Raw genomic sequence first — 13,109 nt, 5'->3', positions numbered from 1 at the left:
TATTAAGGAGCCAAATATGAGCACGTATCTAACCAAACGTCTGATCTATATGGTCTTAATATTACTCGGCGCATCGATGTTGATTTTCTTCTTATATGCCTTGACGCCTGGGGATTTCGTATCCAGCAACATGAAGCTGACAGCGGAGCGGAAAGCGGAGCTTCGCGAGATTTACGGCTTGAACAAGCCGCTGATTGATCGTTATCTGCTCTGGATGAAAAATGCACTGCATGGGGATTTCGGCTATTCGCTTGCACAGCAAAAGCCAGTTTTGACCCTATTCAATGAATATATTTGGAATTCGTTTTTGCTCGCCATTACTTCAACATTTTTCACGTGGCTGCTCGCCGTCATTATTGGGGTCATCTCCGCTTATCGGCAATATTCATGGTTCGATACGCTTGTGATGATCGGGATTTTCGCTGCGATGTCGATTCCATCTTTCTTTATCGGGTTATTTTTGATTAAGACGCTTGCCGTCGATCTGAAGTGGCTGCCGCCGGGCGGTATGATGACAACGGGCAGCAATGCGACGGGGCTAGCGTATATCAAGGAAGTTATCAACCATATGGCGCTGCCTGTGATCGTCATGACACTGCTTGGCGTTGGATCGTTAACCCGCTATTTCCGCAGTAATATGATTGATGTCATCAAGCAGGACTATATCCGCACAGCCCGTGCCAAAGGGATGACGGAGAAGAAGGTATTATTCCGTCACGCGCTGCGCAATGCGCTGCTGCCTGCAATTACGCTCGTCGGCTTCGAGCTGCCGGGGCTGTTCGGGGGATCGCTTATCATTGAGAAAATATTCAATTGGCCGGGGATCGGACAGCTGTATATGCAATCCTTCGGCGCCAGAGATTATCCGCTGCTGATGGGGTTTACGATGTTCATCGCCGTTCTGACGGTCATCGGTACGCTTATATCCGACATTCTATATAACATCGCGGATCCGCGCGTGAAACTGTGAGGAGGAGCCCAATGGCTATGGTGCAAGGTGAAGTTGTCAAAGGTCGTAGCAGCAAGCTCCCCGCTGTTCGTACGTCATTATGGACGCAGTCCATGCGGAAGCTGCTCAAGAATAAATTAGCGGTATCGGGCTTTATTTTTATTGTATTTATGTTCGTGGCGTGCTTTATTGGACCGTTCTTCTCACCTTACACGGACGGCAAGGTGAACGTGACGGCGATGAACAATGCACCGAATCTCAAACATTGGCTAGGGACGGATATGCTAGGGCGCGATGTGCTTACACGTCTGCTCCAAGCGGGTCGAATCTCACTAACTGTCGGCTTAGCATCGATGCTGTTATCGGTATTTATTGGCAGCTTGCTCGGAGCGATCGCGGGATACTACCGGGGAATCGTGGATCAAATCATCATGCGGATTGCAGATCTGCTGCTCTCGATTCCGAGTCTGCCGATCTTGTTCATTCTCGGGGCATTATTGTCCGAGTGGAAAATTCCGACGGATTATCGTATGTATATCGTCATGATGATGCTGAGCTTCGTCGGCTGGCCGGGGCTTGCGAGACTTGTCCGGGGGCAGATGCTCAGTCTTCGTGAACGCGAGTTCATGCAAGCAGCTGTTGTTCTAGGTCTTCGAGACCGCCGGAAATTGTTCCATCATTTGCTTCCGAATCTCTTCCCGCTCTTAATTGTTGTAGCAACGCTGAATATCGGCGGAGCGATTCTATCGGAGTCAGTTCTGAGCTACTTCGGACTTGGGGTCATGCCGCCTACGGCAACATGGGGGAATATGATTGATGCGGCGAATAGCATCATTGACTTCGAGAAGCATCCGTGGCTGTGGATTCCGCCAGGCTTCGCGATTTTCTCAACGGTAATCGCCATTAATATATTCGGTGACGGGCTTCGGGACGTGCTGGACCCCAAACATAAGAAGTAGGTGAAGAGGATGAAGAACACACTTGAAATCGACCATTTAAGTACGTATTTCTACACGGAGGAAGGTACGGTAAAGGCGATTGACGATATTAGCCTACGCGTGCGTGAAGGAGAGACTGTCTGCATCGTTGGCGAATCCGGTTGCGGGAAGAGTATGACAGCTATGTCCATTATGGGATTAATCGAAGGGCCTGCAGGGAAAGTCGTGAACGGACGGATCGGGTTTGAAGGCGAAGATTTGCTGAAAATGAGCAAAAATGAGATGCGCACGATTCGCGGACACGATATTGCGATGATCTTCCAGGAGCCTATGTCCTCGCTGAATCCGGTACTCCCGATTGGTCAACAGATTACGGAGCCGCTGATCGAGCATCTGAAGATGAGCAAGAAGGAGGCGCGCAAGCGTGCGATCGAGCTGATTGAACAGGTCGGAATCTCGCGTGCGGAGCAGATCTTCCATTCGTATCCGCATGAGCTCAGCGGAGGTATGCTGCAGCGGATCATGATCGCTATTGCGATCTCCTGCAATCCAAAGCTCCTCATCGCCGATGAGCCGACGACGGCGCTCGATGTGACGATCCAAGCGCAGATTCTGGATATGCTTCGGGATATTAAATCGCATTCGAACATGTCGATCCTCTTGATTACGCATGATCTGGGTGTTGTTGCGGAAATGGCGGATTATGTGATCGTGATGTATTCCGGCAAAATCGTCGAGGAAGGCGAAGTCGTCGAGCTATTCAACAACCCGAGACATCCGTATACGCAAGGTTTGTTGAAGTCGAAGCCGATTATTAATCAGCGGCAGGATCAGTTGTATTCCATTCCAGGACAAGTTCCGAATCCATTGACTTTGACGGAATCGTGTTATTTCCATGATCGCTGCGGCCAGTGCATGGCGATCTGTGAATCGAAAGAGCCGCAGTTAAGAGACATCGCAGACCGCCAGAAGGTGGCTTGTTGGTTATATGAGGAGGCGGCTGTTCATGTCTGAACCGATCGTTGAAGTGAGAAACCTAAAGAAATATTTCCCGATTACAGGCGGGTTGTTCAATCGTACAATCGGCCATGTGAAGGCTGTCGATGATATTAGCTTGTCGATCCGAGCAGGCGAGACTTTCGGTCTTGTCGGCGAGTCAGGCAGCGGGAAGAGCACCGTTGGACGTACGATACTGCGCTTGACGGACAAGACATCGGGTGAAGTGTTGTTCAAGGGGATTGATCTTCATACGCTGGCTCCGAAGGAGCTGCGGAAGCTTCGTCCGCAAATGCAGCTCATTTTCCAAGACCCATATAGTTCGCTCAATCCGCGCGTTCGCGTAGGCGATGCCATTGGTGAAGCGCTGCTCGATCACGGTCTATTGCAGAAGGGCGAGATTCGGGATCGCGTCGAAGAGGTGCTGGCGGCCTGCGGGTTGTCCTCGTACCATTACGATCGGTTCCCGCATGAATTCTCCGGCGGCCAACGGCAGCGGATCGGGATCGCGCGTGCGCTCGTCCTGAATCCAGACCTGATCATTGCCGATGAACCGGTCTCCGCGCTGGATGTATCCATTCAAGCTCAAATCATTAACTTGTTCCGCGGATTGCAGGAATCGCAGGGACTGACCTATTTATTCATCTCGCATGACTTAAGTGTCGTCGAACATTTATGCACGCGGATTGGCGTGATGTATTTGGGCTCCATGATGGAAACGGCGCCGCGGGACGAATTGTTCCGTAATCCCTTGCATCCTTACACGAAGGCACTGCTGTCTGCGGTACCGATTCCGATTCCGAAGCTGAAGCGGGATCGCATTGTGTTGAAGGGGGATATTCCAAGCCCGGCGAATCCGCCGTCAGGATGCAAGTTCCATACGCGATGCCCATTTGCGACGGAGCAGTGCAAGGCCGAAGCTCCAGCTTTTCGTCACGTCGGCCATGACCATTATGTAGCGTGCCATTTGGTATAACGGCATACAGAATCGTTCCCTCAGAGCGTCATCTCATAGGGGAACGATTTTTGTTATAATATTTTGTCGAATTCGATTAAATTTGGAAATTTCAAACATAAATGCAATAAAATCAAAAGAAACACCTATCCGACTACTTCCATATCTTGTATATTTATACATAGGGAGTGGGTATAAAGATGGACTTTCAAGTGGAGCGCCAGGCCTTTCATTCCTCAACGGATGAAGGCTTGGTATGGGTATGTTTTAAGCCGATCATCACGACCTACAAAGCGATGATGCGGGAGAACGAAACGATAGGCAGAGACGGCGTCGTAGCCAAGGTTCAGTTCTATCGAGAGCTGACCCCGGGTCAACAAGCGTTATTTATGTATTGTTCTTATCATCATCATGCCATAGAATCCCAAGCCGAGTTCTATTGGTGGAGCGCGTATTTTATTGCGCAGCCGATGTTCTGGACGAGTCTGAAGAAGGCGGTTCAGTATTTCGAAGAAGACACCATGCTGCTGCTGCTCGAGGAGATAGAGAAGATATTCACTTCACAACATGACACCCACCACGAGTTAGATGATAAGTTAATGTTCGCTGCGATCTCGCCGCTGGATCAAATGTTCCATCAGTTCGCCCCTGCCACATTACAGCGGATTGGGGCACGTATTCGACAAAACCCGTCTGCGTTTGTCCAGATCGTAGACGAAGCAGCTGCGAGCAGCACGCCGGAATCATTGCGAATGTTCTGAAGCTTCCCCCGTATAATGAGTAAGAGAAGTTCCTCGCGAACATCTGCCATCAACGGAAGAAGGATGTGGTGAGCATGTTATCGAGAATGTTGCGCATGCGGGTGCAGTCGAAGTATTCGGCAGCTTCAGTCCTATCTCTACTAGCTGTTATTGTACTGCATACAGTGCATTGGCTCTCGGCCCCTATGCTGATGAGTACGATGGCCTCGATGCATCATCATGATATGGCGGCGGGTTCGTCGACATTCATGAATGTATTTACGGTGCTGGTGATTGTCTTGAATGTCGTTGGCGTTCTTTTTGCGATTCGGCAGTTGATCTATGCGGTGAAGCATCGGATGGAGGGGCTGCACACGATTTTATGCAGTATTTCGTCTGTGTTGGTGATCGGACTTAGTGTGTATTTTACAGTGACATTGTAAGCCATTTTGTGTTATGTCTTGCCCCATATGCCCCGTTGTTCGTGCCTAAGATTTATTCCTTACGCGCGACCTGCGGGGTTATTTGGCTGCCAATCGAGAGCTGGAAGGCCTAGATCGTTTGATTCTACGAATAAAACCCCACAGACTGGGCATCGGTTCTTGTGAACCTTTGCGATAGGCTGTGGGGTTTCTTTTTTTTGTTATTGATGTAGAGGAAGCAGGGTTTAGCTGTTCTCCACGATCGTATTGTATGTTGTGCGGTCGGTGTGCTTCACAAGCTGAATGAGCAGTTCTTTGGCTGCATCGATGTCGTCGGTGTGCACAATCGAAGCAGGCGTATGGATGTAACGGCCCACGACGCCGATAATCGTCGAAGGAACGCCGATGCCGCTCATATGAATTTGGCCTGCATCCGTGCCGCCTGGCGATACGAAGTATTGGTAAGGGATTTTGTGTGTATCTGCAATGTCCTGCACGAATTCGATTAGGCCGCGATGAGTAATCATCGTTGGATCGAAGATGCGAAGCAAAGCGCCTTTGCCCAAATGGCCGAAGGAATTGCGGTCGCCTGTCATATCATTCGCAGCGCTGCAATCGAGTCCGTAGAAAATATCAGGTTGAATCAGATTTGCCGCTGTACGCGCACCACGTAGTCCAACCTCTTCTTGCACGGTAGCCCCTGCGAATAAGATGTTCGGCAATTGCACTTTCTCGTTATGTAATTCCTTCATGAGTTCAATCGCAAGACCTACGCCATAGCGGTTATCCCACGCTTTGGCCATAATCTTCTTCGGATTGAGCATCGGCGTAAATTCGCAAACCGGCACGATTTGTTGGCCTGGGCGAATGCCAGCTGCTTCGGCTTCTTCACGGCTGTCCGCACCGACATCAATGTACATCACTTTCGGGTCTACCGGCTTGTTCGCCGTGGCTTCATCCAAGAGATGCTTCGGAATGGACCCCACAACACCGCGGATCGGACCGTTTGGTGTGATGACATCCACTTGCTGCGCAAGGATGACTTGTCCCCACCAGCCGCCGAGCGTCGTGAATTTGATCATGCCTGTATCCGTGATTTGGGTGGACATGAATCCCACTTCATCTAGATGCCCTGTCACCATGACGCGAGGACCCTCTTCGTTCCCGCGCATAACGCCGAACACGCCGCCGAGCGCATCATGAATGATTTCATCGGTGTATTTCGAGATTTCTTTTTTGACAAGCGCGCGAAGCCCGCGTTCAAAGCCGGACGCGGCAGGGAACTCTGTTAATTTGCGGAACAAATCCAACGTTTCTTGTTGCATGCGTATTTACTCCTTTTTATGAAAAAGTTCAAGCCTGTGCAGGCTCCCAATTGATCTACCTTACAGTATGAACTTCTTGTGATCAGGAAGCAAGCTTGAGTCAGGGATTAGTTATGCATTATGCTGCCCTGCAAATCCTCGAACTGAAGGCTCATCCCCGATCCGTTCCACGCGCTCGAAGAAAGCACCCACCGTCGCGGACCGCGGACCGCCCCACATACGCTCGGACAGAATCTGTCTTGGACCTCGTGATGCTTCTTCAAAATTGGATTCTAGAATGACATAGACACCGTCGCCGACTTCTTCACCTTTGAAGGAGCGTCCGCTCTCATAACCAATACGGCCGTCCGGCGTCTGGACTTGATCCCAGTAGTCGGACCAGATCGACATGAAATAACCGATGACGTTCGAATGTGCTGTCGGTTCCCAAGCTTCGTACACATAGGCGTTGTTCGGCACGAGCTGCTTGCCCGGCGTGACATAGAGGACATTGCCCGGCGAAGCATAGACGGCATAACCTTCCTGCGCGAAATCGATCGCTTGCTTCGAAGGGCTTCCTTCGTCGCTCCAGACCGTAATGACGTTATCCGGATGCAGCGCAATGCTCGGATCATAGTCTTCGAAACCGTTCCAGTTCATCGGAATTTTGCCAGCCTGCTTCACGTGCTCGCTCATCTCATTAATAAATTCAATGAAGCTGTCACCGACTTTCGGATGGTTCTGTTTCTGTTGATAATCGACGAGGACCGGCGAAGCTTTCATGCACTCCTCCGTCTGAATCTCATCGGAACCAATATGGAAGTAAGGCGAATCGAACCAAGGAATGAATTCATCGACGAGCCTCTTCAGCCATTCCCGTGTCTCAGGCTTCGTATAGTCCACCGTAAATTCTGGGATACTCCAGCCGGTCGTATCCATATCCATCGAAGGGCAAGTGAACTTCAAATCTGGATTATATTTATTCAGAATCGCGCAATGACCCGGCATTTCAATCTCGGGAATGATCATGACATGATAACGCTTGGCAACGGCCTGCAGATGATCGATATCTGCTCTGCTGTAGGATTTGGTCGATGCGAGTCCCGGATACGTCTCACTCTGCAAGCGGAAGCCGTTCCATTCGCTGAAGTGCAGCTGGAACGTGTTCAACTTATGCCATGCGAGACGCTTAATCGTCTCTTCGAGATACTGTACCGAATAATATCGGCGACCGACATCGAGCATGATGCCGCGGCGGCGATACGACGGATAATCACGTACAATGCCTTGCGGGACATGAACATGGCCCTCGGTATCTAGCGTCAGGATTTGCAGCAATGTCCGTGTTCCATAGAAAATGCCCGCCGCTGCCGGTGCTTGGATGCTGATGCGCTCTGTCACAGAGAGGACATACCCTTCTTCGCCAAGGGCTGCGTCTTCATCGCTCAAGGTCAGTAAGAGGTCGCCTTGCTCTGCGGCTGGCGCAGATTGAACGGTGAGTTCAAGCCCGGTCACGTGTTTCAATTCATCCTGTAAAGCGCTTGCAAGTTCTCGTAGCACATCGCTGTCTTTCCCATCGATAACGATACGCGTCGTGTGATGGAACTGGAATTGCCCTGTCCCGCCTGTCCATTCTCTTAAACTCGGAACAACGGCAGGTGCAGCGTGGATCTTGCTCATTGCGAATTCCTCCATTTCTGTTGGAAAAATATATAAAATGACGAGACTATCATATCACGATCGGATTGAGGGGGAAACCATGCAAATCACGGTGAAGCACCATACAAATTGTAGGTTCCTCACCGTGATTGGGGGTTATGTTATGCATTTGTTCTACATCGTACGGAGCTTCGCTTCCCATTCTTCGATGGTTAATAGGGACGTCATCTGACGCAGCGGAGCGGGAACCTCGATGTTCGCCATAAGCTCCAGGCTGTTCCCGTCAGGATCATCGAAATAAATTGAGGCATTCCCCTGATCTGGCCGAACGACGGGGTCGCCTGTTGCTTGTCCCGGGAAGATGACGGGCTCAATCTGCATTGACCGGAGCCAATCCGCGGCATGCCGCAGCTGCTCGTATGTTGTCGTAAAGGCGATATGGCGGATAGACGCATGGTAAGGGAGGTTGACCTGCTCTCCCTCCCATAAGCCGAGCCAGCTCTTTCCTTGCTCAATCCACAAAAAGGCAGTGTGTTCTCCTTGCCACCTGGCGAAGGTTAATCCAAGCCGCTCATAGAATGGGATGGAGACCGCCAAGCTGCGCACCGGCAAGTGGGCCTCGTATAAGCCAGTAATCATGGTGTCGATGTCCTCCTAAGCGATGTGCTGCCGATCTTCATCGGCTTCAAATTGTTGATCGGCGATAAGCTGCTTGCGGTAGACGATGCTGGATATGCCGACGCTAATCTCATACAGGACGAGCAGCGGGACGGCAACCATGAGATGCGAGATAAATTCCGGCGGCGAGATCATGGTTGCGATGATGACTAGGATGAAGTAGGCATATCTTCTGAACTTGTGCAGTTTCTTCGGATTCAGAATACGCAGCTTCGTCAGGAACATGACGAGGACCGGCAACTCGAATGCTAGAGCGACAGGGATCACTAAGCTGAACATGAAGCCGAAATATTGCGATACGCCATACGTTGGAATGAGGTGCATATTCTCAGTCATCCGGGTCGTGAACTTAAATGCCATCGGAAAGACAACAAAGTAGGCGAAGGCTAGTCCGACGACCAGCATCAGACAGACGAACGGGATGTATCGCAAAGTGGCCTTCTGCTCCTTCTTCCGCAGTCCTGGCTTCACGAAACGCCAAATCTGAAACAAAGTGAACGGCAGCGTAATGACGCAGGCGAATGCGATCGTCACATTCATATAGACTTTAATGGCATCCCACGGCGAGAACGCGTTCCATTCGAACGTCGATCCCGGCGGAACACTCTTGAGATAAGCGATCAATTGTTGGGAAATAAAAAGGCCAATGATGGCCGTTAGGAAAAGCACTGCGATGATCCACACCAATCTTCTGCGCAGATCACCGATATGTTGTAAGACGGCTTGTAGTTTCTCGGGCATCCTTATCACCTAACCGCAGCTTATTGCTGCGCGTTTTTGTCTTTTTCTTCGGATTCGGATCGCTGCACAGCAGAGGATTCCTTCTTCGCGGGTTCATTGTCGGACATGAGACCATTCGTCGCATTTTTGAATTCGCGCAGCGTTCTGCCTGCGGCGCGGCCAAGCTCGGGTAATTTGCTGGGACCGAATATAATAAGCGCTAGAATAATGATCATGATAAATCCGCTAGCTCCGATGTTGCTGAACATGGTATACGCCTCCTAAATAACTTTAGCTCGTTCAAATTGAACACATTACCAATTATATACGGTAATCAGGCATAAGACCAATGTCTTTTCCATGAAATTCATCACATCGATCGGAACCCTCTATAAAAATGCGACGTATATAATTTATGTCGTGAATTTTGAATTATCTGTCGTGTAAACATAGTGAAATATCCCGAAATGATATGATAGATTATGTTCATGATGTCCTAATATTAAATACAGAGGTGAGCTTAAGAATGATTAGAATCGGAAAAATTAGTTATTGGCATGTACACGCATGGGATTACACGAAGCAAGCACAGGAGCATCCAGAAGCGGAGATCGTTGCCGTATGGGACGAGAACCCGGCGCGCGGTCAAGAAGCAGCAGACAAACAAGGTGCCCAGTTCCATAGTTCTCTTGCAGAAATGCTGCAACGGGAAGACATTGATGGCGTGATTGTGGATGCGCCGACATCGATGCACCATGAAGTCATTACAGCTGCTGCACGTGCGGGCAAGCATATTTTTACCGAGAAAGTTCTGGCTCCGACTCTTCATGAAGTCAATGATATTCTGAACGCGGTGAAAGAGAATAACGTCAAATTAACCGTGTCTCTTCCAAGATTAAATGATAACTATACGCTTGCCATTCGCGACATTTTGGATCAAGGGCTGCTCGGCAAAGTAACGCTCGTTCGCGTGCGTCTTTCCCACAATGGTGCGACGGCAGGTTGGCTGCCTGAGCATTTCTATGGTCTGAAGGAGTGTCTCGGTGGGGCATTGATCGACCTTGGCTGCCATCCGATGTATTTGACACGGGTATTCCTCGGGGAACAGCCGGTGGGCGTACAGGCACAATTCGGTTATATCACAGGCAAAGAAGTAGAAGATAACGCGGTGGCGACACTATCGACGGCTTCAGGCGCTGTGGGGATCGTGGAAGCGGGATTCGTCAATAACTTCTCGCCATTTACGATTGAAGTGCACGGTACGGAAGGCACACTCTTATTCGGTACGCCGGATGAGAAATTATTGCTGCGCACATCGAACCCTGGGAAAGAAGCATCTGAAGCATGGGTAGAGCAGCCGTTGCCTGCAAAACGTGAGAGCGCATTCGAGCAATGGATTAACCATATTAAGAACGATACAACAGCAGACGAGAACATCGCGATCGCGGTGGAATTAACGAAATTAATGGAGGCAGCGAATCAATCGGCGCGTGAACAGCGCAGTATTCGATTGGATGAGCTGAAGGCCTAAATCGGGCTATACTAAGCTTATGTTATGAGAGGTGTATGGAATGAGCAGTTTTCCTTATGAAGTGATGCGAGATCGCCAAGATGCGCTAGAAAGGCTCGATTTGAGCATTACATGGGGCAATTATGAAATTCGCGTTCTCCGGTTCCATCTCACATCTTTTGCACCAGGGAAGATCGTGTCGTTCCATAAGCATGCGGAATTTGAATTTCACTTCATCCCTCGCGGTAAAGGGAGTGTCATCCTGGTGGATGAGCCGTACACCCTTCGCGAAGGCATGTTCTATCTGACCGGTCCGGATGTGCTGCATTATCAAGAGGCGGATTCTCGCGAGTCGATGGAAGAGTTATGTCTTCATGTGGATATTGTTGAGCGAGATGAGGAGTCTGTGCTTGCAGATGCGCTCATCAACCCTTGGGAAGTGGATGAAGCGCGCGATTGTGTGGAGAAGCTGAGGCAGCTACCTCTGAAGCCGACGATGGATATTTACAGGGCGATGCCATACTTCCTAGAAGCCTACCAGGCGACGGCACAGCGGTACAATGGGGTATATACGACGATTAAGCAATGCATTGTCCAAATCTTGCTGCGTGCGGTGCGCGCTTATTATTCTGAACCGAATGAAGCCGAGCTGCCATTCCGGGATATGAAGGCTTATCGCTATCAGTTGGCGCTAGAATATATTCAGACGAACTCGACAGGCCAATTGGTGCTGAGCGATGTTGCAGATAAGTTGCACATCAGCTCACGGCAGCTGCAGCGTATTCTGAAGGAGCAAGGCGATGGACGTTCGTTCAGTGAGATTGTGGAGGATGTGCGACTGAACGCGGTATGTCGACGGTTGGTCGAGACGACGATGCCGATTGAGGATATTGCGCTCAAGGAAGGTTTCTCGAATGGAAGCTACCTGCATACGGTATTCCGTAAACGGTATGCGATGACGCCATCGCTATATCGAAGAATGAATGCGAGAGGATAGGTGACAAATGGCCATGGGAAGAGCAATTCGGATTGGGATTATTGGAAGCGGCGGTATTGCTGGCGGCCATGTTGAGGCCTATAAACGAATGGAAGATGTTGAAGTCGTCGCGGTGGCGGACATTATGCCGGGCCGTGCGGAGCAGTTCATCCAGCGATGGGGGCTACAGGGCGCCGCAGCTTATGAAGACCACCTTCGCCTGCTGGAGCTGGATTTGGACGGCGTAAGTATCTGCACACCGAATGTGGCACATTACCAGACGACGATCGACGCGCTGAATGCGGGTAAACATGTGATGGTGGAGAAGCCGATGTCGGTTACGCTCGAAGAAGCGATCGACATGGTCCAGGTGGCGAAGAAGACCGGTTTCATGCTCAATGTGGGATTCCAGCCGCGCTATGACCCGAATATGAGCACGATTAAAAAACTGGTCGAGTCCGGTCAGTTGGGCAAAGTTTACTACGTGGAGACCGGCGGTGGACGTCGACGCGGCATGCCGGGCGGCTCGTTCATCCGACAAGAGATCGCGGGTGCAGGCGCGATGGCAGACATCGGCTGCTATTCGCTTGACTTGGCGTTGAACACACTCGGGTATCCAAAGCCGTTAACCGTCTCGGCATATACGTCGAATTATTTCGGGACAAATCCGAAATACCACGGGGAAGCATCGAAGTTCGATGTGGAGGATTTCGGGGTTGCGATCGTGCGCTTCGAGGGCGACTTGGTGCTGAACTTCAAGACCTCTTGGGCGATGCATATGGATACGCTTGGGGCGACGATGTTCCTCGGTACCGATGCGGGTATGAAGGTAACGCCAGCCGGCAAAGGGCCATGGAGCGGGGTATGGGATGGCAGCGTCGGCTCGATCTCGCTGTTCCATGATATCCAAGGCCATCATACCGAGAGCGCCATTCCGATTATCGAGCATAAGCTGAATGTGTTCGAGGAGAAGGTGAAGGACTTCGTCCGTGCCTTACGCGCCGGCGAGCCTGCGCCGATTCCAGGAGAGCAGATTCTGCGGAATCAAGCGATTCTGGATGGCATCTTGCGATCGTCGCAATTGAAGCGGGAAGTGGAGATAGTGATTCCGGAGATATAGAGTGTATAGAACCGTTCTTTTGACAGAGGCGCGTTATGGGGCCGAAGGTTGAAAGAACGGTTTTCTTTTTTGCGGGATGGTATAGGTAGGCGCGCGCAAATAACTGCCAAAAAGCAGTTAAATCGGCCGAAGTGGCGCCGAG

Annotated in this window: 14 protein-coding genes; 9 read left to right on the top strand and 5 right to left on the bottom strand. The window is 50.6% G+C overall.

Annotated features, from left to right (window positions below):
* The first annotated feature begins 16 nt into the window (after positions 1-16).
* The 6 genes from GCU39_RS20325 (at position 17) to GCU39_RS20300 (ending at position 5,021) form a co-directional block, all read left to right on the top strand.
* Positions 17-970 carry an ABC transporter permease gene (locus tag GCU39_RS20325; protein ID WP_152395183.1) on the top strand — a complete coding sequence of 318 codons (954 nt, stop codon included), beginning with the start codon at positions 17-19 and terminating at the stop codon, positions 968-970.
* 11 nt (positions 971-981) lie between these two features.
* Complete coding sequence (opp4C, locus tag GCU39_RS20320; RefSeq protein ID WP_152395182.1) at positions 982-1,908, top strand: oligopeptide ABC transporter permease; 927 nt, start codon at positions 982-984, stop codon at positions 1,906-1,908.
* Positions 1,909-1,917: 9 nt separating this feature from the next.
* Complete coding sequence (locus tag GCU39_RS20315; protein ID WP_152395181.1) at positions 1,918-2,901, top strand: ABC transporter ATP-binding protein; 984 nt, start codon at positions 1,918-1,920, stop codon at positions 2,899-2,901.
* A complete protein-coding gene (locus GCU39_RS20310; protein ID WP_152395180.1) occupies positions 2,894-3,859 on the top strand; it encodes an ABC transporter ATP-binding protein in 966 nt (321 codons plus the stop codon). Before GCU39_RS20315 ends, GCU39_RS20310 begins: the two co-directional genes overlap by 8 nt.
* A 179-nt stretch (positions 3,860-4,038) precedes the next feature.
* Complete coding sequence (locus tag GCU39_RS20305) at positions 4,039-4,599, top strand: hypothetical protein (RefSeq protein ID WP_152395179.1); 561 nt, start codon at positions 4,039-4,041, stop codon at positions 4,597-4,599.
* A 74-nt stretch (positions 4,600-4,673) separates the two neighbouring features.
* Positions 4,674-5,021 carry a hypothetical protein gene (locus GCU39_RS20300; RefSeq protein WP_152395178.1) on the top strand — a complete coding sequence of 116 codons (348 nt, stop codon included), beginning with the start codon at positions 4,674-4,676 and terminating at the stop codon, positions 5,019-5,021.
* Between the two features lie 224 nt (positions 5,022-5,245).
* On the opposite strand, the gene GCU39_RS20295 is transcribed toward GCU39_RS20300, so the two are convergent.
* The 5 genes from GCU39_RS20295 to GCU39_RS20275 form a co-directional block, all read right to left on the bottom strand.
* A complete protein-coding gene (locus GCU39_RS20295; protein WP_152395177.1) occupies positions 5,246-6,325 on the bottom strand; it encodes a M42 family metallopeptidase in 1,080 nt (359 codons plus the stop codon).
* Positions 6,326-6,436: 111 nt separating this feature from the next.
* Positions 6,437-7,984 (bottom strand): beta-N-acetylhexosaminidase, encoded by a 1,548-nt coding sequence (locus tag GCU39_RS20290; protein ID WP_193726565.1) that lies wholly within the window; start codon positions 7,982-7,984, stop codon positions 6,437-6,439.
* Positions 7,985-8,137: 153 nt separating this feature from the next.
* On the bottom strand, positions 8,138-8,602 hold the full coding sequence (locus GCU39_RS20285; protein WP_152395175.1) for a VOC family protein: 465 nt from the start codon (positions 8,600-8,602) through the stop codon (positions 8,138-8,140).
* A 15-nt stretch (positions 8,603-8,617) separates the two neighbouring features.
* Positions 8,618-9,382 carry a twin-arginine translocase subunit TatC gene (tatC, locus tag GCU39_RS20280; protein WP_152395174.1) on the bottom strand — a complete coding sequence of 255 codons (765 nt, stop codon included), beginning with the start codon at positions 9,380-9,382 and terminating at the stop codon, positions 8,618-8,620.
* Between the two features lie 20 nt (positions 9,383-9,402).
* Positions 9,403-9,630, bottom strand: coding sequence for a twin-arginine translocase TatA/TatE family subunit (locus GCU39_RS20275; protein WP_152395173.1), 228 nt, complete (start codon positions 9,628-9,630; stop codon positions 9,403-9,405).
* A gap of 257 nt (positions 9,631-9,887) precedes the next feature.
* On the opposite strand from GCU39_RS20275, the gene GCU39_RS20270 reads away from it, so the two are divergent.
* Genes GCU39_RS20270 through GCU39_RS20260 form a run of 3 tightly spaced genes read left to right on the top strand, consistent with a single transcriptional unit; the run spans position 9,888 to position 12,967 of the window.
* Complete coding sequence (locus GCU39_RS20270) at positions 9,888-10,892, top strand: Gfo/Idh/MocA family protein (RefSeq protein ID WP_152395172.1); 1,005 nt, start codon at positions 9,888-9,890, stop codon at positions 10,890-10,892.
* A 40-nt stretch (positions 10,893-10,932) separates the two neighbouring features.
* Entirely contained in the window at positions 10,933-11,868 is a 936-nt protein-coding gene (locus GCU39_RS20265; protein WP_152395171.1) for an AraC family transcriptional regulator, read from the top strand.
* Between the two features lie 13 nt (positions 11,869-11,881).
* On the top strand, positions 11,882-12,967 hold the full coding sequence (locus GCU39_RS20260; RefSeq protein WP_152395170.1) for a Gfo/Idh/MocA family protein: 1,086 nt from the start codon (positions 11,882-11,884) through the stop codon (positions 12,965-12,967).
* Positions 12,968-13,109 lie beyond the last annotated feature (142 nt).

The sequence above is a fragment of the Paenibacillus guangzhouensis genome, assembly GCF_009363075.1.
Classification (GTDB): Bacteria; Bacillota; Bacilli; order Paenibacillales; family Paenibacillaceae; genus Paenibacillus_K; species Paenibacillus_K guangzhouensis.
This window is presented reverse-complemented; position numbering and strand designations above follow the sequence as displayed.